Origin of the sequence: Streptomyces sp. NBC_01335, assembly GCF_035953295.1 — a bacterium.
Lineage (GTDB): Bacteria > Actinomycetota > Actinomycetes > Streptomycetales > Streptomycetaceae > Streptomyces.
Map to the genome: position 1 here is coordinate 5,187,252 of NZ_CP108370.1, position 23,939 is coordinate 5,211,190.

19 protein-coding genes are annotated in these 23,939 nt (G+C 72.2%); 12 read left to right on the plus strand and 7 right to left on the minus strand.

Annotation, left to right across the window (positions count from 1 at the left end):
* Positions 1-383: 383 nt before the first annotated feature.
* The 5 genes from OG599_RS22400 (at position 384) to OG599_RS22420 (ending at position 6,535) form a co-directional block, all read left to right on the plus strand.
* Positions 384-2,144, plus strand: coding sequence for a purine-cytosine permease family protein (locus OG599_RS22400; protein ID WP_327177761.1), 1,761 nt, complete (start codon positions 384-386; stop codon positions 2,142-2,144).
* 240 nt (positions 2,145-2,384) lie between these two features.
* On the plus strand, positions 2,385-2,567 hold the full coding sequence (locus OG599_RS22405) for an SPOR domain-containing protein (RefSeq protein ID WP_442809504.1): 183 nt from the start codon (positions 2,385-2,387) through the stop codon (positions 2,565-2,567).
* A gap of 210 nt (positions 2,568-2,777) precedes the next feature.
* Positions 2,778-3,179 carry an NUDIX hydrolase gene (locus OG599_RS22410; RefSeq protein WP_327177763.1) on the plus strand — a complete coding sequence of 134 codons (402 nt, stop codon included), beginning with the start codon at positions 2,778-2,780 and terminating at the stop codon, positions 3,177-3,179.
* A gap of 130 nt (positions 3,180-3,309) precedes the next feature.
* Positions 3,310-3,750, plus strand: coding sequence for an ATP-binding protein (locus OG599_RS22415; RefSeq protein WP_327177764.1), 441 nt, complete (start codon positions 3,310-3,312; stop codon positions 3,748-3,750).
* Positions 3,751-3,940: 190 nt separating this feature from the next.
* Complete coding sequence (locus tag OG599_RS22420; RefSeq protein WP_327180145.1) at positions 3,941-6,535, plus strand: SpoIIE family protein phosphatase; 2,595 nt, start codon at positions 3,941-3,943, stop codon at positions 6,533-6,535.
* 73 nt (positions 6,536-6,608) lie between these two features.
* Here the strand turns inward: OG599_RS22420 and OG599_RS22425 are convergent, their stop codons facing one another.
* Together OG599_RS22425 and OG599_RS22430 are read right to left on the minus strand one after the other, a co-directional pair.
* Positions 6,609-7,322, minus strand: a complete 714-nt coding sequence (locus OG599_RS22425; RefSeq protein ID WP_327177765.1) for a PspA/IM30 family protein — start codon at positions 7,320-7,322, stop codon at positions 6,609-6,611.
* Positions 7,323-7,469: 147 nt separating this feature from the next.
* Positions 7,470-9,614 (minus strand): TPM domain-containing protein, encoded by a 2,145-nt coding sequence (locus tag OG599_RS22430; RefSeq protein ID WP_442809505.1) that lies wholly within the window; start codon positions 9,612-9,614, stop codon positions 7,470-7,472.
* Between the two features lie 172 nt (positions 9,615-9,786).
* On the opposite strand from OG599_RS22430, the gene OG599_RS22435 reads away from it, so the two are divergent.
* Both OG599_RS22435 and OG599_RS22440 read left to right on the plus strand, forming a co-directional pair.
* Positions 9,787-10,203, plus strand: a complete 417-nt coding sequence (locus OG599_RS22435) for a prevent-host-death protein (protein ID WP_327177766.1) — start codon at positions 9,787-9,789, stop codon at positions 10,201-10,203.
* Positions 10,200-10,625, plus strand: coding sequence for a cytotoxic translational repressor of toxin-antitoxin stability system (locus OG599_RS22440; protein WP_327177767.1), 426 nt, complete (start codon positions 10,200-10,202; stop codon positions 10,623-10,625). Before OG599_RS22435 ends, OG599_RS22440 begins: the two co-directional genes overlap by 4 nt.
* Before the next feature lie 277 nt (positions 10,626-10,902).
* Here OG599_RS22440 and OG599_RS22445 read toward each other — a convergent pair whose 3' ends face one another.
* The 4 genes from OG599_RS22445 to OG599_RS22460 form a co-directional block, all read right to left on the minus strand.
* Positions 10,903-12,105 (minus strand): glycoside hydrolase family 1 protein, encoded by a 1,203-nt coding sequence (locus OG599_RS22445; protein WP_327177768.1) that lies wholly within the window; start codon positions 12,103-12,105, stop codon positions 10,903-10,905.
* Positions 12,106-12,250: 145 nt separating this feature from the next.
* Entirely contained in the window at positions 12,251-13,186 is a 936-nt protein-coding gene (locus OG599_RS22450) for a carbohydrate ABC transporter permease (protein ID WP_327177769.1), read from the minus strand.
* Entirely contained in the window at positions 13,183-14,181 is a 999-nt protein-coding gene (locus tag OG599_RS22455; protein ID WP_327177770.1) for a carbohydrate ABC transporter permease, read from the minus strand. The genes OG599_RS22450 and OG599_RS22455 overlap by 4 nt, the downstream gene beginning before the upstream one ends.
* Positions 14,182-14,186: 5 nt before the next feature.
* A complete protein-coding gene (locus tag OG599_RS22460; protein WP_327177771.1) occupies positions 14,187-15,434 on the minus strand; it encodes a sugar ABC transporter substrate-binding protein in 1,248 nt (415 codons plus the stop codon).
* A 242-nt stretch (positions 15,435-15,676) separates the two neighbouring features.
* Here OG599_RS22460 and OG599_RS22465 point away from each other — a divergent pair, with 242 nt between their 5' ends.
* Positions 15,677-16,693, plus strand: coding sequence for an acetylxylan esterase (locus OG599_RS22465; protein WP_327177772.1), 1,017 nt, complete (start codon positions 15,677-15,679; stop codon positions 16,691-16,693).
* Between the two features lie 286 nt (positions 16,694-16,979).
* Here the strand turns inward: OG599_RS22465 and OG599_RS22470 are convergent, their stop codons facing one another.
* Positions 16,980-18,050 (minus strand): LacI family DNA-binding transcriptional regulator, encoded by a 1,071-nt coding sequence (locus OG599_RS22470; protein ID WP_327177773.1) that lies wholly within the window; start codon positions 18,048-18,050, stop codon positions 16,980-16,982.
* A gap of 372 nt (positions 18,051-18,422) precedes the next feature.
* Here OG599_RS22470 and OG599_RS22475 point away from each other — a divergent pair, with 372 nt between their 5' ends.
* The 4 genes from OG599_RS22475 (at position 18,423) to OG599_RS22490 (ending at position 23,748) form a co-directional block, all read left to right on the plus strand.
* Positions 18,423-18,902 carry a MarR family winged helix-turn-helix transcriptional regulator gene (locus OG599_RS22475; protein ID WP_327177774.1) on the plus strand — a complete coding sequence of 160 codons (480 nt, stop codon included), beginning with the start codon at positions 18,423-18,425 and terminating at the stop codon, positions 18,900-18,902.
* Positions 18,899-20,380, plus strand: coding sequence for an MFS transporter (locus OG599_RS22480; RefSeq protein ID WP_327177775.1), 1,482 nt, complete (start codon positions 18,899-18,901; stop codon positions 20,378-20,380). The genes OG599_RS22475 and OG599_RS22480 overlap by 4 nt, the downstream gene beginning before the upstream one ends.
* Positions 20,381-20,465: 85 nt before the next feature.
* Positions 20,466-21,017, plus strand: a complete 552-nt coding sequence (locus OG599_RS22485) for an isochorismatase family protein (protein ID WP_327177776.1) — start codon at positions 20,466-20,468, stop codon at positions 21,015-21,017.
* A gap of 421 nt (positions 21,018-21,438) precedes the next feature.
* Positions 21,439-23,748 carry an ABC transporter family substrate-binding protein gene (locus OG599_RS22490; protein ID WP_327177777.1) on the plus strand — a complete coding sequence of 770 codons (2,310 nt, stop codon included), beginning with the start codon at positions 21,439-21,441 and terminating at the stop codon, positions 23,746-23,748.
* Positions 23,749-23,939 lie beyond the last annotated feature (191 nt).

A 23,939-nucleotide genomic window follows, 5' to 3' on the forward strand; every position in this document is an offset into this window, starting at 1 on the left:
CCCGCCGTGCCCCCGCCCGCCGCGCCCCCGGCCGGTCCATCCCCGGCCGGTCCGCCGGACTGCCGCGTCCCCGGTCCCAGTCCGTCCCCCGCCCACGTGTCACCCGCCCGCCGCCCGCCCGTGACATGCCCGTCGCGACCCGCCGCGAGCCGTCGAGGGCGGCTCGCCGGGCGGCCCGCTGGAGGGTCGGCCGGCGGCTCGGCCGGCGGGTCCAGCGGCGGGCCGACCGGTGGGCGGTGCGGCGTGTCCGGGGCCGGTGACACAGACTTAACCCCCCGTCACCTGCCGTAACTCCCGGGCAACGCCCGGCGCCCGCGGCCCGTCATGTTCGGCTCCTACCTTCCGGTCCGTTGCCGCACCAACGGACCGAGGACGGGACCCTCATGACGGACATCGCACCACCCACCACGGCCGAGACCCCGCACCTTTCGCCGCAGCCCCCCGAGCCCGGGGGCGCGTCCGGCTCCGGCGGGCCGGCCCGCAGCTACGCGGCGCTCGCCGCCGACGAGAGCCGCGAGGACTACTCGCTGCGCTACGCCCCGCACGCGTTCCGCCGCTGGTCGCCCGGGACGGTCGCGGGTACCGCGCTCGGTGGCATCGCCTACCTCGCGGACTTCGCGATCGGCGCCTCGATCGTCTTCACCTACGGCTTCACCAGCGGTTTCGCGTCGATCCTGACCGCCGCCGCGATCATCTTCCTCACCGGCATCCCCATCGCCCGGGCCTGCGCCACGTACGGCCTGGACATGGACCTGGTCACCCGGGGCGCCGGCTTCGGCTACTTCGGCTCGACGCTGACCTCGCTCATCTACGCGTCGTTCACCTTCATCTTCTTCGCGCTCGAAGGCTCGATCATGGCGCAGGCCATGCACCAGGCGATCGGGCTGCCGGTCCAGGTCGGCTATCTGCTCACCACGCTGATCGTGATCCCGATCGTGTTCCGGGGCATGGGCGCGCTCGCCAAGGTGCAGGCGTGGACCCAGCCCGTCTGGATCATCGGCATGATCCTGCCGTTCCTGGTGCTCGCCTTCGAAGCCCCGGACGCCTGGGGCTCGTTCAGCTCCTTCGGCGGTACGGAGGGCGCCGGCTCGGGCTTCTCCTGGCTCGGGTTCGGGCTCGGCACCGGGGTGGCGCTCTCGCTGATCGCCCAGATCGGCGAGCAGGCGGACTACCTCCGCTTCATGCCCGCGAAGACCGAGGCCAACAAGCGCCGCTGGAACCTCGCGGTGCTCGCCGCCGGGCCCGGCTGGGTGATCATCGGCGCCGCCAAGCAGCTCGGCGGCGCGTTCCTCGCCTTCGTCGCGCTGGAGGCGGTCGGCAAGACGCACGCGCTGGAGCCGATCGCCCCGCAGATCGAGGCGCTCAAGCCCTGGCTCGGCGGGTTCGCCCTGCCGGCCGCGGCGATCTTCGTCATCGTCTCCCAGGTCAAGATCAACGTGACGAACGCCTACAGCGGCTCGCTCTCCTGGTCGAACTTCTTCTCCCGGATCACCCACCGGCACCCCGGGCGGGTCTGGTACATCTTCCTCAACCTCGCCATCGCGCTGACGCTGATGGAGATGGACATGTTCGCGGCCCTCAACAAGCTGCTGGGCTTCTACTCCAACGTCGGCATCGCCTGGATCGCGGCCGTCGCCGCCGACCTCGTCATCAACAAGCGGATCGGGCTCAGCCCGCCGTACATCGAGTTCAAGCGCGCCTACCTCTACGCGGTGAACCCGGCGGGCTTCGGCGCCATGGTGATCGCTTCGGTCGTCTCGATCCTGGCATTTTTCGGCCTCTTCGGTGAGTACGCGGAAGCCTTCTCCACGTTCATCGCGGCGGGGCTCGCCGTGACGCTCTGCCCGCTGATCGCCTGGGCGACGAAGGGCAAGTACTACCTGGCCCGGCCCAATCCGGTGAACGGCCCCGACGTGGCGGTCGAGGACATCACCGCCACCCACACCTGCGCGGTCTGCGAGGCGGCCTACGAGCTGCCGGACGTCGCCGACTGCCCCGTCCACGCGGGCCCCGTCTGCTCGCTCTGCTGCTCGCTGGACGCCACCTGCGGCGACGCCTGCCGGAAGGCGCCGGCGGCCGGACCGGTGCTGATGCCCCTGCCCACGGTGCGGACGGCCGGTGCCGCGGAGGCGGGGAGAGGGTGATCGCCCCTGGGGCGGTCGGCGCCCGCGCGGCGCGGTAGGGTCCCGTTCTCCGCTTCGGGGGCGCATCCGGACGGATGCGCCCCGTGTATGGCCGGTTCCGTATCTCTTTGTGCGATTCCGCATTCGCTGAGTGAAGGTCAGGCGTACGCTCCGGCATATGCGCACAGCGATTTCCTGGGGATCGTCCTATGAGATGTGCAGACCGGTGGGGAGAGGGGCAGCATGCTCGGGAGGAGCACGATGAGTGACAGCGCAGCTGTCCTCCCGTGGCTGGTGATACGGCAGGACATCAACGGCAGTACGTACCGGGTCGGCCGATACGCCACCCAAGAAGAGGCACAGAAGGTCGCGGACAGGTTCGACACCCGGGAGCACCAGCAGCTCTACTGGGTCGAACGCGCGGGTGAGACCGCCCGCCCCTGACCGACGACCCGCGCCACCGGCGGCCGGGCACCCTCCCTGACCAGGGGGTGCCCGGCCGTCGTCGTGCGTCCCGCCGGTGCCGTGGCCTCCGGCGCGCACTCCCTCCCCGCCCGCGCCGGTGCGCGCCCCCGGGCTCGGAACGCGCCGCCGCGCGAAGGTAGGGTCCGGCTGACCGGCCTGACCGCCAGGCCGGGGAACGAAGGCGGAGCGATGCCGGCCCTGATCGACACGGTGGCGTGGGTACGAGTGGAGAGCGGCAGGATTCTCTGCGCGCGGTCGAAGGGGAAGGACATCTTCTACATCCCCGGCGGCAAGCGGGAGGCGGGGGAGAGCGACCTCCAGACCCTGCTGCGGGAGGTGGAGGAGGAGCTCGCGGTGGCCCTCGACCCGGCGACCGTCGCGCACGCGGGGGTCTACGAAGCGCAGGCGCACGGGCACGCGGACGGCGTCGTGGTGCGGATGAGCTGCTACTACGGCGACTACCTGGGCACGGTGGTGGCGAGCAACGAGATCGACGAGGTGGCCTGGTTCACCTACGCGGACCGGCCGCTCGTCGCCCCGGTCGACCAGGTGCTCTTCGACGATCTCCACGCGGCCGGCGTGCTGGCCTGAGCCGCCCCCGCACCCGTAGGACCGGTGCACCCGTATGACCCATTGGTCACGATCTGTCGTGATACACGATGAATTCCGGGTATGTCCACAGTGACCCCTCGCAGGATGAACCCGCTGTCGGCCCCGGGAAGTGATCGGCGTGATCGATACCGAAGGCGGCAGCGCCGAGTGGTCCTTCCCGGCGGAGCCGGGCTCCGTGCGGGGCGCTCGGAACGCGGTCCGCGAGACGCTGCGCGCCTGGGACCTAGGTCTGCCGGTCATCGACGTCACGGTGCTGCTCGTCAGCGAGCTGGTGACCAACTCGCTCCGCCATGCCACCGGACCCATCGGAGTACGCCTGGTACGGCCCGGCGACACCCCCGCCGACGTGGCCGACGCGTCGGCCGACGGCCACGGACTCCTGGTGGAGGTCTCCGATCCGCTTCCGGATCTTCCCACCCGTCGCCGGGCCGGCCCCGACGACGAAGGGGGCCGCGGGCTCCAGCTGGTGGCTTGTTCGGCGCGTCGCTGGGGGACACGCAAAGGAAAGAGTGGCAAGACGGTGTGGTTCGAGCTGCCTCTGTCTGGTTAGGAGTGGAGGGGGACGCACAGCGATCACCTGAGGTCGGGGCCGCCGACGAGAAGGACTGAGACCTTGCTGTGATCGTGAACGCCGTGTCGGGAGTGGCCGTAGTGCTGAATACTGCGCACAGGACCGGTCCGGTGTGTGAGCTGGAGGGGACGGTCGCGTGAGCGAGATACCTGGGACAGCGGGCGACATCGTGTGGCAGAGCAGCCCGCCTGGCTCGATATACGAGTACATCAGGGTTGCCTCCTTCTCGATCGGCCCGGACGGCCTGGTCGAGCAGTGGAGCGGAAGGGCCGCCGATCTCTTCGGCATGGGCCCGCACGAGGTGATCGGGCGCGATCCGGTGGAGGCGTTCATGCCTCCCGAGCTGCGCCGGGGCGGGCACCGGCAGATCCGCGAGATCCTGGACGGCAAGGAGTGGACGGGCCTCGTCCCCTTCCGGATACCGGGGGAGCGGGACGTCCGAGGGCTCGCCGAGGTCTACGTCATGCCCAGCGTGACCGCCGCCGGGGAGCGGGCCGCCCTCTGCATCGTGGTGGACGTGCGGGCGCTGCGCGGCATCGAGACGGACCTCGCCGCCTCGCAGGCAATTTTCGGCCAATCCCCCTTCGGGTTCGTCCTGTTCGGCAAGGACCTTTCGGTGGTCCGTGCGAACGAACGATTCGCCGACGTCTTCGGCGGCATGGCCGCCGACCACCGGGGGCGCAGGGCCGAGGACTATCTGACCCGCCCCGAGGCCGACCGGCTGACGGAGACCCTGCGAAGAGTGCTGGCGACCGGGGAGTCCGTCACCGACCTCCGGCTCATCGGCACGGTCCCCGGCGACACCGACCGCCGCCACTGGTCGATGAACCTCTACCGGGTGCACAGCGGATCGGGACGGCCCACCGGGGTCGCCGGGCTCGCCACCGACGTCACCAGCCGCCACATCGCCGCGCGCGAGGCGGCCAGCGCCCGGCGCAACCTCCGGCTGCTGAACGAGGCCAGCGCCCGCATCGGCAACTCCCTCGACCTGGAGACCACCGCCCGCGAACTGCTGGACGTCGCCGTCCCCGGCTTCTGCGACCTCGCCACCGTCGACCTCTTCCCCGCCGTGCTCACCGGCGCCGAGGCCCCGGCCGCCGGCGGCCCCGCACCGGAGCCCGGAGCCGCCTCACCGGAACTGCGCCGGGTCGCCCAGGCCAGCGCGGTCTCCGACGCCCATCTCCACGCCCCCGGGCCGCCGGGCGCACCGGTGCCGGCCGCGCGGTCCGGCGAGCACCCGGGCGGCGGGGGAGCCGCGGCGGCGGCGGGGGAGCCCGCCCTCGGAGCCGTACACCGCTACCCGCACGCCTCCGCCTGCGCCGGCGCCCTGCGCACCGGCCGCGTCCACGAGGCGCCCGGCGACGGCCTCGGGTTCGTCCGGTCCACGCTCGCGGTGCCGATGGTCGCCCACGACACCGTGGTCGGCCTCGTCCGCTTCTCCCGTACGAAGGGCAGCGAACCCTTCGGCGAACGCGACCGCGACCTGGCCGGTGAACTCGCCGCCCGCGCCGCCGTCTGCATCGACAACGCCCGCCTCTACCGGCGCGAGCACGAACGCGCCCTGATCCTCCAGCGCAGCCTGCTCCCGCCCGGCGCCCCCGAGGCGGCGGGCCTGGACATCGCCTGCCGCTACCTCCCCGGCAACGCGGCCACCGAGGTCGGCGGCGACTGGTTCGACGTCATCGAACTGCCCGGCCACCGCACGGCGCTCGTCGTCGGCGACGTCATGGGGCGCGGGTTGCGCGCCGCCGTCGCCATGGGCGAACTCCGCACCGCCGTACGCACGCTCGCCCTGCTGGACCTGGAACCCGCCGAGGTGCTCTCCGCGCTGGACGAGGTCGCCCGCGGCCTCGGCACCCCCGGCGGCGGCGACCGGCCCGAGGGCGGCGGCACCCAGTGGCCCTCGCGCGCCCTGCAGAAGTCCCGCGAGGCGGACCTCTCCGAGGTGTACCTCGCGACCTGCGTGTACGCGGTCTACGACCCGGTCACCCGGCGCTGCACCTTCGCCAACGCGGGCCACCTGCCGCCCGCCGTCGTCGAGCCCGGCCAGGCGGCCCGGCTCCTCGACGTACCGCCGGGGATGCCGCTCGGCGTCGGCGGCGAACCCTTCGAGGAGGTCGTGGTCGAGCTCCCCGAGGGCTCCCTGCTCACCCTCTACACCGACGGCCTCGTGGAGTCGCGCGACCACCCGCTCGACGAGGGCCTCGAAGTGCTCCGTACCGCCCTCACCGGGCCGCGGATGCGGCTGGAGGACGCCTGCGACCACGTACTGGCCGCCCTGGACACCCGGCACGGCGAGGACGACATCGCGCTGCTGATGGCCCGCATCCAGGGGCTGCCCGAGGAAGCCGTCGGCGACTGGACGCTGCCCCGGGAGCCGCGCTCGGTCGGCCGGGCCCGCGAACTCGCCCGCCGGCGGCTGGCCGAGTGGAACCTCGACGACCTGGTGGACACCACCGAACTCCTGGTCAGTGAACTCGTCACCAACGCGTTGCGCTACGGCGAGGGCGAGATCCGGCTCCGGCTGCTGCGCGACCGCACCCTGGTGTGCGAGGTGTGGGACGCGGGGCTGATCCAGCCGCGCCGCCGCCGCGCCCGCGACACCGACGAGGGCGGCCGGGGGCTGCAACTCGTCGGGCTGCTCAGCGCGGCCTGGGGCTCGCGGCGCACCCCGCGCGGCAAGACCGTCTGGTTCGAACTCGCCCTGCCCGACGGGCAGCCGGCCGCCGAGCTCACGGTCGAACAACTGCTCAGCATGTACTGAGCACGCACTGACACGATCCACGCGAGGGACGAATGGGGCGGGGCGGACACGACCGCTCCGCCCCTTTCCTCGCTCAGGACGGGGACTTCAGCGCGGCGAGCCGGGCCTCCACCTCCGCGCTGTCGCCCATGGTGTCCAGCTGCTCGAACTGCGCGTCGAGCGAGGAGGCGGCCAGCTCCTGCTTGCCCACCGCCCGCGCCTCCTCGCGCCGCACCTTCTCCTCGAAGCGGTTCAGCTCGCTCGTCGGGTCGAGCACGTCGATCGACTTCACCGCGTCCATCATCCGGTTCTGGGCCTGGGCGGATTTGGCGCGGGCCACCAGCTCGTCCCGCTTCGCCTTCAACTCGCCCAGCTTGGCCTTCATCCGGTCGAGCCCCGACTTGAGCTTGTCGACCACCTCGGTCTGCGAGGCGATCGTCGGCTCGGCCGTCCGCGCCTCCTTCTCCGACTGGAGCTGGCGGCCCAGCGCGACCTTGGCGAGGTTGTCGAACTTGTCCGCCTCCGCCGCCGAGCCCGCGGTCCGCAGCTCGTCCGCCTTGCGGCTGGCCGCGAGCGCCTTGCCGCCCCACTCCTTCGCCGCCGCCACGTCCTCCGCGTGGTCCTGCTCCATCAGCCGCAGGTTGCCGATGGTGGCGGCGACCGCCTGCTCGGCCTCCGCGATGTTGTTGGTGTAGTCGCGGATCAGCTGGTCCAGCATCTTCTGCGGGTCCTCGGCCTGATCGATGAGCGCGTTGATGTTGGCCTTCGCGAGCTGGGTGACACGGCCGAGAATCGTCTGCTTCGACACGGGGGCTCCTCTCCTGGAGTCGGGACGGTTCGCCTGGGACGACATGCGGGCTGTGCGGGGACGGGGCGTACGGGGACGGGGCGTACGGGGAGGGGGCCACAGGGAGTGGGCGTACGGGACCGGGCGCCGGACGCCCCGGGCACCCGGTCAGAAGCGGCCACCGCCGCCTCTGCGGCCCCGCGTCCCCCCGCCGCCGAAGCTGCCGGGCCCCGCACCGCCGAAGCCGCCCCCGCCGAAACCACCGCCCCCGCCGAAGCCCCCGCCGAATCCGCGGCCGCCGCCCCGCCCGCCGCCACCGAGGAGTCCGCCGAGGAGGATGCCGCCGAGCACGGCCCCGCCCATCCCGCCGCCCCCGCCCCGCATCCCGCCCGGACCGGAGCGGCTGTCGAAGGCACGTACGTCCTGCTCGGCGAGAGCCTGGGCCTGCCCGGCCAGCGCGTCGGCCCGCTGCGCCTCGGCGAGCGCGCGCTGCGGATCACCGCCCGCGGCGAGCTGCCCGGCCTGCTCCGCGTGGCGCTGGGCCTCCGCCAGCCGGGTGCGGGCCTGGCTGCCGACCGCGCCCCGGTGCGTGGTGATGTAGTCGGCGGCGGCCGAGATCGCCGAGCGGGCGGAGAGCATCGCCTGGTCCAGCAACGGGCGGGCCCGGGTGTTGCCCTGGTCCCGCTCGCGCGCCCCGGCCAGCGACTCGTCCAGCGCCGCGTCCGCCTCCTCCAGTCGGCGCAGCGCGTCGATGGGGTCGTGACGTCCGCCCGCCACCTCGCCCCGTACGTCCGCCAGCACCGCCTCCGCCCGGCCGATCCGCCCCTGGAGGTCGGCCGTGGAGACGCCCTGCGCGGTGCCCCGCAGCAGCCCGTGGGCGTCCGCGAGGTCCGTCTCCATCTCGGTGAGCGCGGCGGGGACGCGGGACGCGGCTTCGGCGAGCTCGGCGGCCCGCCGCTCCACGGCGTCCACCAGGGTGGCGGCCTGGCGCACCGCGCTCTCCGCCGCCCGTACGAACACGGCGGCCCGGGAGTTGTCGCCGCCGTCCACCGCCTGGCGGGCCTGGTTGAGGGAGGAGGTGGCGAACACCAGGCGCTCCTTGGCCTGTTCGACGTCGTCCGCGACGGGGGCGGCGGCCGAGGGCGCGTAGTCGGTGCGCATCGCGTCCAGCGTCGAACCCGCCGTCGCCGCCCGGCCGGTGAGGTCCCGGAAGGTCGCCTCCACCTCCGACAGCGCCTGCGGGGCGTTCTGCTCCAGGTCCCGCAGCCGGTCGAAGTCGGCGGCAACCGCGTCGAGTTGCTCGTCGGCGGCGGTGCAGCGGCTGATGATCTCCTCCAGCATCCGGCGCTGGGTCGGCTCGTCCTCCACGATCGCGTCGTCGAGCTGCTGACGCAGTCGGAAGGACGCGGTCAGCTCACTCTTGGCACGTGTCACCGCCGCCGCGAACGGTGCCGCCGCCTCCTCGCCGAACTGGGCCGAGGCGAAGCCCAGTTCCTCCTCGCTGGTGCGTACCGCGTCGTCCGTGTCCACCAGCAGCTCCTTGGCGCGGGCGTCCAACTCGGGCAACGGGGCCGGCGGTTCGCCGGCCGCCGCCGCACCGGGCGCCGCGGTGCCCCAGCCGGTGGAGGCCGGAGTCGTACGGGTCTTCGCCCGCCGCCTGCGCCGGGCGAAGGCGTACGCCGCGACCGCGACGACCGCGACCAGCAGGACCACCGGGAGCAGGAAATCACCGGCGTCGGTGCCGCCCGAACCGCTCGACCCGGGATCGGCCGGGCCGGGGGAGAGGGAGGGCGAGGGCACCGGCTGCCCCGCGAGCACCGCCGCGTAACCGTTCGCCGCGCCGATCGCCGCTCCCGCCCAGTCGTTCACCCGCAGCGCCGGCACGACGGCGGTGCTCGCCACGTCCCTCAGCTCCGCGTCGGTGAGCCGGGACGCCTCGTCCACGGAGTACGCGTACTGCCGGTCGTGGGTGGCGACGGCCAGCAGCACGTCGTCCTGGCCCAGACCGTTGCGGGTGGCGGTCTCGTCGGCCCAGCTCTGCGAGGAGCGGCCGGAGAAGTCGCGTACGTACACGACGAAGAGCTGCACCCGCCGCTCGTCGAAGAGGGAGTCGAGCGCCGCCTCCACCTCCCCGGTACGGTCCCCGAGCGCCCCGGTCCGGTCGGTGATCTGCCCGTCCCGGGAGAGCGTGACGGGGTTGTCCGCCCACGCCGGAGCCGCGGTCCCGGCGGCCAGCCAGTAGGCCGCGAACAGCACGCCGAGCAGGGCCCGGCAGGGTCGGGAGCTGCGGATACGGGTCGCGGGAGGCGTCACATCTGGGAGGCTATGGCCACCTTTGGCGCCCCGCGACCCGAGCATCCGGCGGGGGCGTCGGGCCGGAGGGAAGTGGTCCGACCGCGGGACGGGGGCGCGTACGTGGGGTCGTGACGTACGTGACGTACTTGACGAGTGGCGTCATCCTGGTGAGAAGCCGGAGGAGGGCGACATGTCCGCAGTGCACTACGAGAGCTACACGGAAGCGCGCACGCACTTCAAGGATCTCCTCGATGCGGCAGGCGAGGGTCGAGTGGCGACAGTGCGCCGGGATTCCGGCCGCGCTGCGGTGGTCGATGCCGAGCGACTCCGTCACGATCTGTCATTGGTCCGCTCAGTGAAGGCGCAGGCCGTCGCGGAGGCCGGAGGTTGGTCGATCTTCATTCCGGGGCTCCCCGTAGCGGCGGACGGAGCGACCTTCGACGAGGCCATCAGCGAAATGGTCGACGCTCTGCGTGAATACGCCGAGGACTGGCAGGATCGACTGAGCACTGCACCCAATCACCGTGACAACTGGGGTTTGGTGCAGCTGATCGGTCTGAGTGACGACGAGCAGCTTGCCGCCTGGCTCGTCGGAACGGACCGGTGAACCGGCCGCAGCCGGACCGTGAGCGCCATGAGAAATTCTGTGTGGTCGAGAAGTGGGAGCGGGTTCGCGATGCGCGCGGGCGTACGGGTACGCATCACCTCACCTACGAACTGACGCTGCACGACGCGCGGGTCGTGCGCACGAGGGTCTCCCATCCGGTGGACCGCACGGTCTATGGCGCGGGTATGTGGGGGCACATCCTGCGTGATCAACTTGACGTCTCCGAGGATGAATTCTGGGACTGTGTGCTTGACGGCCGACTTCCGGACCGGGGAGTCCCGGCAACGCCGAAGGAAGCTCTGCCTGCCGAGCTGGTGTACTTGCTGATCCACCGAGCTGGTCTGGCGGAGGAGACGGTGGCCGGGCTCACCAAAGAAGAGGCGGTGGACCGGCTCCATCAGTACTGGGCCGAGGGGCCCTGAGCGCGGGCGGGCAGGGCAACCTGCTGGGCCTGGTAGGGGGAATCGCGGCAGGCGCGCGCCTGCCCGTACCGCACCGCCCGTCGCAGGCTCGGGCCATCCCGGTGGCGCGGGGCGGACATGCCGACGGCGCGGCCGGAGTGTGGGCTTCGGCCGCGCCGGGGCGTGGGTCGGTGGAGGCCGGCGGCAGGTCAGGACCGCCGTCCGCACCGGGTGGGGAGCCGGTCAGGAACTCCCCCGTTCAGGGACCGCGGCGGACACCGGGTCGCCGCGGCGGTGATCAGCCCGCGAGGCGCGGGAGTTCGCGGGTGCGGCCGAGCGAGCCCAGCCACTTCGCGGAGTCGCGGGCGGTGCGCTCGAAGGTCTCCAGGTTCACCGCGATCAGGCCGAAGGTCGGCTTGAACGAGCCCCACTCGTAGTTGTCGAGCGCGCTCCACGCCAGGTAGCCCTGGATGTTGAGCCCGTCCTCCAGACCGGCGGCGACCTCGTTCAGCGCACCGGCGTAGTAGTCGGCGCGGCGGGTGTCGTCGTCGGTCGCGATGCCGTTCTCGGTCACGATCAGCGCGACCTCGGGGCCGACCAGCTCGGCGGTGTGCCGCAGCGCGTGGCCGACCGCGCTCGGGTAGTACTCCCACTGCGTGAGGGTGCGCTCGACGTCGGCGGGCGCCGGGATCGGGCCGTCGGCGCCGATCTTCGTACGGGTGTAGGACTGCACGCCGATCCAGTCGTCGCCGCGGGCCGCCTCGATGAAGACGTCCTCGCGCGGCTGGCGGTAGGCGGCGGTGACCTCCTCGGCGCCGGGCTGGGCCTGGTAGACCTGGTTGGCGACGGACCAGCCGACCTTGATCGACGGGTCGATCGCGCGGACCTCCTTCACGGCCGCGTGGTGCGCGGCGATGACGGCGACGGTGGTGTCCTCGTCGGGGAAGGGCAGACCGGCCGGCGGGAAGCCGATCTCGCCGCGCTTGGCGAGGCCCGCCATCACGGCGATCATGTTCGGCTCGTTGATGGTGCAGACGTGGCTGACGTCCGAGGCGATGACCGGGGCGCAGGCGGAGACGTACCGGGCGAACAGCTCGACGGCACCCTCGGCCGTCCAGCCGCCGCGCGCCTCGAACCACTGCGGCACGGTGAAGTGGTGCAGGGTGATCATCGGGCGCAGGCCGCGGGCGACGGCGCCTTCCACCATGCGGCGGTAGTGCGCCAGTTCGGCGCGGGAGAAGTGGCCCTCGGCCGGCTCGATGCGCGCCCACTCGATGGAGAACCGGTAGTCGGTGAAGCCGAGGGAGGCCAGCAGGTCCATGTCCTCGTCCCAGCGGTGGTAGCTGTCACACGCGTCGAGGCTGGGCTCCTGGATGTTGGTGCCGGCGGAGTGCTCCTTGACCCACCAGTCGCTGTTGGTGTTGTTGCCCTCGATCTGGTGGGCGGCGGTGGAGGCGCCCCACAGGAAGCCTTCGGGGAACTGGACCGGGGTGTGCGTCATCGCGGAGTGTCTTTCTGGTGCGTGAGGGGGCGGGCTCGCGGCTCTCCGTGCGCGGCCCGTGCGGGGTGGTGCGGGTGGTGCAGGTGTCAGGGGGGTCCGCGCCGGGCGGGGCGCGGACCGGGTCGGCCGGACGTGCGGGCCGGCCCTACTTCATGCCGGCGGTGGCGATGCCCTGGGTGAAGTGGCGCTGCAGGGCGATGAAGAGGATCAGCACCGGCAGGACGACGAGGAAGGCACCGGCCATCAGTACGCCGTTCGATCCGCCGGCCTTGTTCGGGTCGGTGGCGAAGGTCGCGAGCGCGACCGGCAGCGTGTACTTGTCCGGGTCGTTGGTCGCGATCAGCGGCCAGACGAAGTTGTTCCAGGACCCGAGGAAGGTGAAGATCGACAGGGTCGCGAGGGCGGGCTTCACCAGCGGCATCACGATGCGCCAGAAGATGTACCACTCGCCGGCGCCGTCCATCCGGGCCGCTTCCAGCAGCTCGTCCGGGATCGACTGCATGAACTGCCGCATCAGGAAGACCCCGAAGGCGCCCGCCGCGAACGGCAGCACCAGACCGGCGTACGAGTCGATCAGGCCGAGCTTGCTCATCAGGACGAAGAGCGGCAGCAGCATCAGGTTGCCGGGCACCATCAGCGCGCCCAGCACCAGGCCGAAGATCTTGTTCTGGCCGGCGAACTTCAGCTTGGCCAGCGCGTAGCCGAGCATCGAGCAGAACACCAGATTGCAGACGGTGACCAGCACCGCCACGATCACGGAGTTCATGAAGTACAGCGGCAGGTCCAGCTTGTCGAGCAGCTCGCGGAAGTTGTCCAGCGTCCAGGTGGACGGGATCCAGACCGGCGGGCTGGCCGAGAGGTCGGACGTGGTCTTGAAGGACGAGAGCGCCATCCAGAGGAACGGCGCGGACATGACCAGCAGTCCGACCGAGAGCAGCACGTAGACGAGGACGCGGCCGGGACGGAAGCCCGAGCGCGGCTTCCCCGCCTGCGGCGCGGAGCCCTTGGACGCGGAGCCCGTGGACGGGCGCTGCTCCTTCGGCGCCGTCCGCAGCGTGCCGGGTGCGTTGGTGGCGCTCATTTGGTGTTGTCCTTCAGCAGTCGGAGCTGGAGCACCGTGATGGCCATGATCACCACGAACAGGACGTACGCCATGGCACTGGCGTAACCCATGTGGAAGAAGTTGAAGCCTTCGCGGTACATGTTCAGCGAGACGGTGAGGGTCGAGTCGGAGGGCCCGCCCTGGGTCATCACGAACGGCTCCTCGAAGACGTTGAGGTAGCCGATGGTGGTGATGACCGTGGCGTAGAGCATCGTCGGCCGCAGCAGCGGGACGGTGATGCCCTTGAACTCCGCCCAGACACCCGTGCCGTCGAGGCGCGCGGCCTCCCGGACCTCGGTCGGGATGGCCTGGAGGCCGGCGATGAAGAGCACCATGACCGTACCGACGTTCCGCCAGACCGCCATGGCGATCATCGACGGCATGGCGAGCGCCTCGGACCCGAGGAAGTCCGGCCCGGTCAGGCCGACTTCGGAGAACAGGCCCGAGATCAGGCCGTCGCTCGGGTCGAGCACGAACCGCCACACCACGGCGACCGCGACGATGGTGGTGACCACCGGGGCGTAGAAGCCCACCCGGAAGAACGTCCGGGCGCGGTCGATGCCGTTGTTCAGCAGTACGGCGACGAGCAGGCCGATCCCGATGGTCAGCGGCACACCGACGACCACGAAGTAGCCGGTGTTGAGCAGAGACCTCAGGAACTTGTCGTCACCGAAGAGGTTGACGTAGTTCTCGAAGCCGATGAACTTCGCGTCCAGCGGGTGCGTCACGTTGCGCAGCCCGAAGTCGGTGAAGCTCATCACCAGGGTGGCGAGGATCGGGAAGGCCATGAAGACGAGGAACAGGACGAGGAACGGGGTGGAGAAGAGCCAGCCCGCCGCGTTCTGCCTCCCCAGCGGCTTCCTGCGGACCTGACGGCCCTGCGATGCGCCGGGCCCGGCGGCGGGCGACTTCGCGGTCGCCCGCCCCTGCGGTCCCTTGGCCGTCTGCGCGGCCTTTCCGGTCACGGTGCTCATGGCTCCTACTTCACGAGGCTTTCGATCTGGGACTGCGCGGTCTTCAGCGCGTCCTCGGCCGATGCCTTGCCCTGGGTCACCTTGGCGATGGCCTGGTCGACCTTGTCGGTGATCTCCGTCAGGTTCGAGAGGGTCGGGGACGCCTTGGCGGTGTCCATCTGCTTCTTGAAGACCTGGAGGTCGGCGTCGTCGGCGAGGGTGCCGGACGTCCACGCGTTGGTGTTCGCGGGAAGGTCCTTGGTGCGCTTGTACCAGTCGGCCTGGCCCTCGGTGCCGGTCAGGTACTTGATGAACTCGGTGGCCGCGGCCTTGTGCTCACTGTCCTTGGAGATCACCAGGGAGGAGCCGCCCGCCATCGAGGTGGAGGACGCGTCGGCCGGCACGTTCGCCACGGCCCACTTGCCCTTCAGCTGCGGCTGGCCCTCGTCGAGGAGGGTCACGTGCCACGGACCGCCGAAGAACATCGGGACGCGGCCGTTGCCGAAGTCCTTCACCACGTCGTAGCCGGGCTGCACCGACTTGTTGGAGAGGCCCTTGTCGAAGTAGGAGCCGTACTCCTTCAGCGCCTTGACGGCGGCGGGGCTGTCGATGACGACCTTGCCCTTGTCGTCGATGATCGAGCCGCCGGCCGAGTACAGGAACGGGTAGAAGTTCTGCACCGTGTCCAGGCCGCTGGGCTGGATGGAGAGGCCCCACTTGGTGCCCGCGTCCTTCTGGTACGCGGTGGCGAGGGCCTGCATCTCCTTCCAGGTGGTCGGAGCCTTGGTGATGCCGGCCTTCTTCGCCAGGTCGGTGCGGTAGTAGAGGACCCGGGTGTCGACGTACCACGGCACGCCGTAGGCGGTGCCGTCCACCTCGCCCTGGCTCCAGCCCGACGGGAAGTAGTCCTTCTCGTCGAAGGTCTTGGTGTCGACCGGCTCCAGCACACCGAGGTCGGAGAACTCGCCCATGTAACTGCCGCCCATCTGGGCCACGTCCGGCATGGTGCCGGCGGCAGCGGCGGAGACCAGCTTCTGGTGGGCGACGTCCCAGCCGACCGGAGTCACCTTCACCGTGACGTTCGGGTGGGCCTTCTCGTAGACCTTGGCGACGTCGGCGAGCTTCTCGCCCTCGGCACCCATGGCCCAGACGGTCAGCGTCTGCTTCTTGTCGGCGGCGACGGAGTCGCCACCCGAGCCGCCGCAGGCGGTGATGCCGAAGGCGAGAGCGGCCGCTATCCCGGCGGAGACGGTGATTCTGGCGGTGCGGGGCATGGAGGGCTCCTCCTTGAGCAATCCGAATGTATGCGCTGCCTGTAAGCGCATACATCACTGTGCGACACACGTTCAGAAATCCGCAAGAGGGTTCTGCGTCACATTCCGGCAAAGTCCCGGACATGCGGAAGGTGCCTTTGGAACGGTAAGTGCCAGGTATGTGAAAGATGAACTGGTGTGACCGATTCGTCAGGCTTGGGGAGGTACCCGGCCCGGCCGGAGGGGTCGTTACTGTCGTGCGTATGCCCTCACTTGCCCACGCGTTCCCCTTCGACCCGCGCCACGGCCACACCCGCGAGAGTCTGTCGGGCGTCCCCGCCCCCGCCGCCCCCGAGGGCTTCGACGCGTTCTGGCGCGGCCGGTACGCGGAAGCCCGGGAGGTCGACACGGCGCCGGAGCTCGGCCCGGTGGAGGAGGAGCGGGACGGCGTACGCGTCCACGGGATGACGTACACCTCGGTGGGCGGGGTACGGCTGGGCGGCTGGGTCGCCCTCCCGGACGGCACGTCCCCGCCCGGGGGCGCCGGCGCCCGTGGCGCGGCCCGGTACGGCTTCGTCGTCGGACACGGCTACGGCGGGCGCGACCGGCCCGGCCCGGACCTGCCGCTCCCGCTGCCCGGGGCCGCGGCGATCCTGCCCTGCGTACGCGGGATGGGCACCCGGGGACGCGTCCCGGGCATCCCGGACACCGCGGACGCGCACGTCCTCACCGGTATCGGCGCCCGCGACACGTACGTCATCGGCGACTGCGTGGCCGACCTCTGGTGCGCCGCCTCCGCGCTGCTCACGCTCGCCCCCGAGCTGGAGCTGCCGGGAGCCCCGCGCCTCGGCTACCTCGGCGAGAGCTTCGGCGGCGGGCTCGGCGCCCTCGCGCTGCCCTGGGACGCGCGGTTCGGCGCCGCCCAGCTCACCGTGCCGACCTTCGGCAACCACCCGCTGCGCCTCACGCTCCCGTGCACCGGCAGCGGCGAGGCGGTCCGCGCCCACCACCGGGAACACCCCGAAGTCACCGAGGTGCTGGCGTACTTCGACGCGGCGACGGCCGCCACCCGGCTGACCCTGCCGACCCTGGTCGCGGCGGCCCTGTTCGACCCCGCCGTACCGCCGCCGGGCCAGTTCGCCGTGTACAACGCGCTGGCCGGGGCGCGGGAGCTGAAGGTGCTGACCGCGGGGCACTTCGCGTACCGGGGCATCGCGGAGGAGGTCCGGGAGCTGCGCGCGCACCGGGCACGGTTCTTCGGCGAGCACCTCGGGCGGTGAGGTGCGGCGCGGCCGGGAAGCGCGCGAGGGTGCGCGTCAGCGGCCCCGGCGGACGCGGCCCGCGGGCCGGCTGACGCCCATCGGCGTGAGGCCGGCGGGCAGGGCCAGGCTCCAGACCGGGTGGACCGCAGCCGCCGTGGCACCCGTCCACCGGCTTGGCGTCCTCCTGGCGGCGGGCGGGGGCGCGGGCGGGGCGGGGGCCGTCCCCCGCCTTCCCCGGCGACGGTCCCGCCAAAGTGTGCATGCAGGCGTCGTCGCCGGAGAGGCGGGACTTCCGCACCACGCGTCAGCCGCAGCCGCAGCTCTCCCGGCGGGCCAGGGCCACCGGGAGCTCCACCGAGACCGGGTCGCGGTCGCGGTCGCCGAGGCGTCGCACCAGCAGCTCCGCCGCCTCTTCGCCGAGCCGCCGGATGGGCTGGCGGACCGTGGTCAGGGTGGGGCGCACGAGACGGCTCAGCGGGATGCCGTCGAAGCCGGTCACCGCGATGTCCTGCGGCACCCGCACGCCCCGGCGTTCCAGCGCCTGGAGGGCCCCCACGGCCATCTGGTCGTTGGCGAAGAGCATCGCCTCGGGCCGGACGGTTCCGGCCTCGTCCGCGCGGTCGAGCAGCGCCTCGGCGGCGCGGGCGCCCTCCGCCTGGGTCATCATCGCGGTGCGCAGCTCGGGCTGGTCCGGTACGGGCAGCCCGGCCTCCCGGCACGCCTGCCGGAAGCCGTCGAACCGGGCCTCCGCGTCGGGGGAGTCCGCCTCACCGCCGACGAAGACCAGGCGGCGCAGCCCGTGGTCGTCGATGAGGTGCCGGGCGAGTTCGCGTTCGCCGTCCCGGTTGGCGACCTCCACGTGGTCGAGGTGGTCTATCTCGCGGGGGCCGGCGAGCATCACGACCGGGAGGCGGCGCGAGATGACGTCGAGGTCCTCGGTCGGCACGGTCCGCGCGAGGACGGCGAAGCCGTCGACCCGTCCCGCGACCTTCGCCACCAGGCTCTCCGGTCCGCCGTCCAGGGAGGCGGCGATCAGCAGGGCGTAGCCGTGCCGGCGGGCGGCCCGTTCCATGCCCCGGATGATCTGGTCGGAGTAGAGCATCACGGCGTTGTCGTCGTCGCCGTCGCTGAGCGCCGCCGCCGTCTCGGCGTCCGGGTCGGCGTAGTCGGGGAAGCAGAGCCCGAGGACGCCCGTGGTGCGGCTGGCCAGGCCCCGGGCGTTTCCGCTGGGTACGTAACCCAGCTCCCGGGCCGCCGCCAGGACCCGCTCCCGGGTCTGGGGCCGGACCGAGTCCGGGGTGCGGTACACACGGGAGACCGTGGCGATGGAGACGCCGGATCGTTCCGCGACGTCGTACACCGTGGGGGCACTCACTCGACCGGGACCGTCCGCTTCTTCGTGCGCGGCCACATGCCCGAAGCGTGCGCCGGCTGCCTGCTCCTGATGCCGCCACCGCGCACGACGGGAACCCGCACGGTCGGAACGTGCATGATCGGAAAACGCGCGATGAAAGCGCATTCACCCTAGATCGCGGGGGTGCGGAGGCACAAGGTGACGTTCCGGACATCACCCGAAGAGGGGGTGCGGCCGGTCGGCGCCGTGCGGCATGCACCCGGCCGGGCCCGACCGGCGCCGGTGCGGCATGCGCGCGGCCGTCGTTCGGGGGGTGGTGGATTCCCGCCGACCTCGGGGCAGAATAGACAGGCAAACTTGCAAGATGGTCTACCCATCTTCTACGGTGGAGAAATGCCCGATACGACCGAAACCTCAGCCACACGGCCGGCCACGCCCCCTGCGGACGATCCCGCTCCGGACGTGGTGGCCGTGCGGCTCGCGGCGGTGGTGAGCCGGCTGCTCCGCAAGCTGCGTACCGAGTCCGCGGAGAGCCTGCTCACCCCGTCGCAGCGGTCCGTGCTGGCCCGGCTGGAGAGCGACGGGCCCGCCACCACGGCGGCCCTCGCGCGGGCGGAGTACGTACGCCCCCAGTCCATGCGGTTGACGCTCGCCGCGCTGGAGAGCCAGGAACTGGTCGACCGGGCCCCCGACCCCGAGGACGGGCGCAAGTCGCTCGTCTCCGTCAACGAGGCCGGCCGGGCCACCCTCGCCGGTGTCCGGGCGGCCAAGCACGACTGGCTGGCCGAGGCGCTCGGCGCGGAGATGGACGAGTCCGAGCGGCAGACCGTCGCCGCGGCCGTCACCCTCCTCAACCGGCTGGTGGAGCAGTGAGCGCCGCGCGCGGCACGGAGGCCGCGACCCCGCCGCTCATACCCCCGGCGGCGACCGGAACCACCGGTCCCGCCGCCCCGGCCAAGAGCGCGGGCAGCGCGTCCCCGGCCCCCGAGCGGCCCGGCTTCGGGGGCCGCCTCACGGCGCCCCTGCTGATCGGCTCGCTGGTCAACCCGCTCAACACCACCATGATCTCGACCGCCCTGGTCTCGATCGGGCACAGCTACTCCGTCGGCGCGGCCGGTACCGCCTGGCTGATCTCCGTCCTCTACCTCACCAGCGCCGTCGCGCAGCCGGTACTCGGCAAGCTCGCCGACTCCATCGGCCCGCGCCGGGTCTTCGTCGCCGGGCTGGTCGTGGTCCTGGTCTCCGGGCTGGTCGGCGCCTTCGCCCTCTCCTTCACCTGGCTGCTCGTCTCCCGGCTGCTGCTGGGCATCGGCAGCGCCGCCGCCTACCCGGCCTCGATGTCGATCCTCCGCCACGAGGGCCTCCGGGTCGGCCGAACCCCGCCGCGCCCGGTCCTCGCCCGGCTCTCGTTCGCCGCGGTCGGCAGCACCGCCGTCGGCCCGACCCTCGGCGGCGTGCTGGTGATGCTCGTCGGCTGGCGGGGCATCTTCGCGGTCAACGTGCCCGTCGCGCTGATCGCGCTCGTCACCGCGCTCCGGTGGATCCCGGCCGACCGGCCCCGGGTGCTCGCCGCGGACGGCAGCCGTCCGAAGACCGACATCGACCCGCTCGGTATCGGCCTCTTCTCCACCGCCCTCACGCTGCTCGCCTTCTTCCTGCTCGACCTGGCCCACCCGAACTGGTGGCTGCTGCTGCCCTTCGTGGTGGTCGGCGCCGTGCTGATCCGCTGGCAGCTGCGGACCCCCAAGCCCTTCATCGACCTGCGGGTGCTCGCCTCCAACGGCGCGCTCACCCGCACGTACCTGCGGCACGGCCTCGGCTACCTGCTCGTCTACTGCGTGATGTACGGACTGACGCAGTGGCTCGAAGAGGTCCGCGGGTTCTCCTCCGGCGAGACCGGACTGCTGATGCTCCCGATGTCGATCGCCGCCCTCGCCTGCTCGCTCCTCGGAGCCCGTACGAAGGGCATCCGGGGGCCGCTCACGCTGGCCTGCCTGCTGCTCACCGTCGGGTCGGTGGTCCTGGTCTTCCTCTCCGGAGACTCCCCGCTCGTCCTGCTCCTGCTCGCGGGCGCCTGCTTCGGCATCCCGCAGGGGCTGATCGGTACGAGCAACCAGGCGGCGGTCGCCCAGTTCGCCCCGGCCGAGTCCATCGGTTCGGCGGCCGGGCTCCAGCGCACCGCGCAGTACATCGGCGCGATCACCGCCTCCAGCATGATCGCCCTCGCCTACGGCCAGGCCGCCACCGACGCCGGTCTGCACCTCATGGCGTGGATCGCCGCCGGGCTCGGGGTATTGCTGATCGGCCTGACCCTCACCGACCGGGCGCTGCGCGCCCCGCAGCCCCACTGAAGACCGCACCCCCGCACCCCCTGAAAGACCGCACCGCCCCGGCCCCGTACCAACGGGCCGGACCACACAGCAAGGAGTACGTCCCATGACCGCCACCACCCTCGACGCGAAGACCGCGCTCGTCGTCATCGACCTGCAGAAGGGCATCCTGGACCTCCCGATCATCCACTCGGGCGAGGAGATCGTCGCCAAGGCCGCCGAGCTCTCCGAGGCCTTCCGCGCCAAGGACCTGCCGGTCGTGCTGGTCCGCGTCACCGGCGGTGCCCCGGGCCGCACCGAGGCCGGCCACGGCGGCGGCCGGCCGCCGGCCGACTGGGCCGACCTGGTCCCCGGCCTCGGCCGCCAGGACAGCGACATCGTCGTCACCAAGCAGCAGTGGGGCGCCTTCTACGGCACCGACCTGGACCTCCAGCTCCGCCGCCGCGGCATCACCCAGATCGTGCTGCTCGGTGTCGCCACCAGCATCGGTGTCGAGTCCACCGCCCGCTTCGCCAGCGAGTACGGCTACAACGTCACCGTCGTGACCGACGCGATCAGCGACATGGACGCCGACTCGCACGCCAACTCCGTCGAGAAGATCTTCCCGCGCCTCGGCGAGACCGCCACCACCGCGGAGATCATCAAGCTCCTCGGCTGATCCCTCCCGCACCCCGGCGGTACGCGTCTCCTCCCGCGTACGGCCGGTGCGAACCCCCTCCGTGCCCCGGACCGGCGAAACGCCGGACCCGGGGCACGGCTGCGTCCGGAGCCCGGCGGCGGCCGGGGCGGCTGCGGCGGGTGAGCCCCGGACGGCGGGCGGGGCGGACGAGGCCCGGACGGCTGCCGCGGCGGACCAGGCCCGGACGGCGGGCGGGGCCCGGACGGAGCACCCCGCTACCTCCGCGCGGGTGAGCTTTCCCGGCCGGCCGACGTGTCGGTGACGCCCCACGCGCGCAGGCGCTTTCAGTGGGGAGGTGCCAGCGGTGTGATCAACCGCTAATGCCATCAGATCGTCAGGTAACTGTCATCCGGTCCATTCCGGTACGGGGTGGTCCGTTCCGGCCCCGGAGGTATCAGCCATGTCCCACGTCGGCGTCCCGCGCGGGACCGCCCGCAAGCGCCGCACCCTCGCGCTGTTCACCGCGGGTGTACTCACCATCCCGGCGCTGGCCGGCTGCGGCTCCGGAGACGAGAAGGCGGTCGTCGGCGTCCCGCAGGACATCGCCCCGGCCGCCCGCGGCGCGATCGCCCAGGGATCCACCCTGAACTGGGCCGTCGACGCGGTGCCCGCCACCCTCAACACCTTCCAGGCGGACGCGGACAACTCCACCACCCGGATCACCGGCGCGCTCCTGCCGAACCTCTTCCCGCTCGACGCGGCGGGACAGCCGAAGCCCAACCCGGACTACCTGGAGTCCGCGAAGGTCATCGACCGGGAACCGAAGCAGGTCGTCCTCTACAAGCTCAACCAGCGCGCGGTGTGGAGCGACGGCCGCGAGATCGGCGCCCCGGACTTCGTCGCCCAGTGGCGGGCGCTGAGCGGCAAGGACTCCGCGTACTGGACCGCGCGCAACGCCGGGTACGAACGGATCGAGAAGATCGAACGCGGCCACGACGACCTCCAGGTCCGGGTCACCTTCTCGAAGCCGTACGGCGACTGGCGCTCGCTCTTCTCGCCGCTGTACCCCAAGGAGGTCATGGGCTCCCCGGACTCCTTCAACGACGGCGCCCGCGCCACCCTGAAGAACACCGCCGGACCGTTCAAGCTCCGCTCCGTGGACAAGGACGCCAAGACCGTCACCGTCGTCCGCGACCCCCGCTGGTGGGGCGACACGGCGAAGCTGGAGAAGATCGTCTTCCGGGCGGTCGCCCCCAAGGACCGGGGCGAGGCGCTCGCCGCGGGCACGGTGGACGTGGCCGACATCGCCGGGCACGACGCGGAGCGCATCCGCCTCGCCGCCCACGACGACGGCCGCAACGGCCGCCCGCTCACCCACGGCCCCCAGGCCGACCTCACCCCCGCCGCCGCCCTGCGCTCCTGGGCGCTCGCGCACGGCTCGGACGAGGAGGCCGCCGAGATCGCGCAGGCGGCCAGGGAGAAGACCAAGGAGGCGATCGAGGCGTACGAGGCCGAGCAGTCGGGCCTGCGCTCCTACGTCGTACGCAAATCCCTGGAGCCCGCCTACACACAGCTGGCGCTCAACGGGGAGTCCGGCCCGCTGGCCGACGAACGGGTGCGCCGGGCGGTGGCCCGCGCGATCGACCGCCAGGAGATCGCCGACTCCGTCCTGAAGCCACTGGGACTGCCCTCCGAGCCGCTCGGCAGTCACCTCGCCATGCTCGGCCAGCCCGGCTACACGGACAGCAGCGGAGCCATCGGCGACCAGGACACCGCGGAGGCCCTGGCCCTGCTCGCGGACGCGGGCTGGACCCCGGGTGGTGGCGCCCGGAAGCCCAAGGGCACCGAGGCCGGCAGTGAGGCCGAGACGAAGACCGGGGCGAAGGCATCCGCCTCGGCCTCGGAGGACGCGGAGACGGACGCGGACGCCTCGAAGACGGACACCGACAAGGCCGCCACCGGGACGACCGCCACCGGGACGAACAGCGCCGACAAGGCCGCCGCCGACGAGAAGGCCGACTCCGGGAACGCCGGGCGCTACATCGTCGGGGACGACGGCAAGCCGGGCGACGACGACTCCGCCGCCCAGGTGTCCCTCCGGGACCGCAAGGCCGGGGGAGCCCCCGGCCTGTACGCGCCCGTGGGCACCGCCGCCCCGGCGCGGCCCGCCGCACCCGCCCGGCACGCGGCCGTACGCAGCCGGATCGGCAAGGACGGAAAGACGCTGAGCCTCCGGTTCGTGCTCCCCGCGGGCACCGAGTCGGCGGCCCTGCGCAAGGTCGGCGAGAAGATCGCGGCGATGCTCGACTCCGTCGGCATCTCCACGGTGATCACCAAGGTCTCCGACGCGAGCTACTTCACGGACCACATCGCCTCCGGCGCGTACGACCTGGCCCTGTACTCGTGGCCGGCCAGCGCCTACCCCGCGACGGACGGCCGCCCGATCTTCGCCAAGCCCGTACCGGCATCGGACGGATCGCTGGTCGTCGAGCAGAACTACACCCGGGTCGGCACCGACTACATCGACCAGCTCTTCGACCGGGCCGTCGCGACCCTGGACGAGAAGGCCTCGCGCGACCTGATGAAGCAGGCGGACGCCCGGATCTGGGCCGCCGCCGGTTCGATTCCGCTCTACCAGCGCCCGCAGCTGGTCGCGGTCGACAAGAAGCTCGTGAACGTCGGCGCCTTCGGTTTCGGGACGCCGCGCTACCAGGACATCGGGTTCAAGGGCAAGAAGGCCGCGGGCGCCCCGGCCCGCCTGACCGAGTAGCGAAGACCCGCGGTGGTGGCTCCGGCCCGGAGCCACCACCGGACCGTGTTCCTCGTACCTCGTACCTCGTACCTCGTACCTCTTGCCTCGTATCCCGTGCCCGCCGGACCGATCCGGCGGGCACGGTCGCGTCCGGGTCGGCGTCCGGGCCGGTGTCCGTGCCTTGGCGGAGGCACCGCAGAGGGGGGGTG

Bases quoted from the DNA above. Each gene is read 5' to 3' on its own strand.
- OG599_RS22475 (WP_327177774.1), top strand. From the start codon at position 18,423: ATGCCCGATACGACCGAAACCTCAGCCACACGGCCGGCCACGCCCCCT.
- OG599_RS22490 (WP_327177777.1), top strand. From the start codon at position 21,439: ATGTCCCACGTCGGCGTCCCGCGCGGGACCGCCCGCAAGCGCCGCACC.
- OG599_RS22465 (WP_327177772.1), top strand. From the start codon at position 15,677: ATGCCCTCACTTGCCCACGCGTTCCCCTTCGACCCGCGCCACGGCCAC.
- OG599_RS22450 (WP_327177769.1), bottom strand. From the start codon at position 13,186: ATGAGCGCCACCAACGCACCCGGCACGCTGCGGACGGCGCCGAAGGAG.
- OG599_RS22405 (WP_442809504.1), top strand. From the start codon at position 2,385: ATGAGTGACAGCGCAGCTGTCCTCCCGTGGCTGGTGATACGGCAGGAC.
- OG599_RS22460 (WP_327177771.1), bottom strand. From the start codon at position 15,434: ATGCCCCGCACCGCCAGAATCACCGTCTCCGCCGGGATAGCGGCCGCT.
- OG599_RS22485 (WP_327177776.1), top strand. From the start codon at position 20,466: ATGACCGCCACCACCCTCGACGCGAAGACCGCGCTCGTCGTCATCGAC.
- OG599_RS22400 (WP_327177761.1), top strand. From the start codon at position 384: ATGACGGACATCGCACCACCCACCACGGCCGAGACCCCGCACCTTTCG.
- OG599_RS22435 (WP_327177766.1), top strand. From the start codon at position 9,787: ATGTCCGCAGTGCACTACGAGAGCTACACGGAAGCGCGCACGCACTTC.
- OG599_RS22445 (WP_327177768.1), bottom strand. From the start codon at position 12,105: ATGACGCACACCCCGGTCCAGTTCCCCGAAGGCTTCCTGTGGGGCGCC.
- OG599_RS22410 (WP_327177763.1), top strand. From the start codon at position 2,778: ATGCCGGCCCTGATCGACACGGTGGCGTGGGTACGAGTGGAGAGCGGC.
- OG599_RS22455 (WP_327177770.1), bottom strand. From the start codon at position 14,181: ATGAGCACCGTGACCGGAAAGGCCGCGCAGACGGCCAAGGGACCGCAG.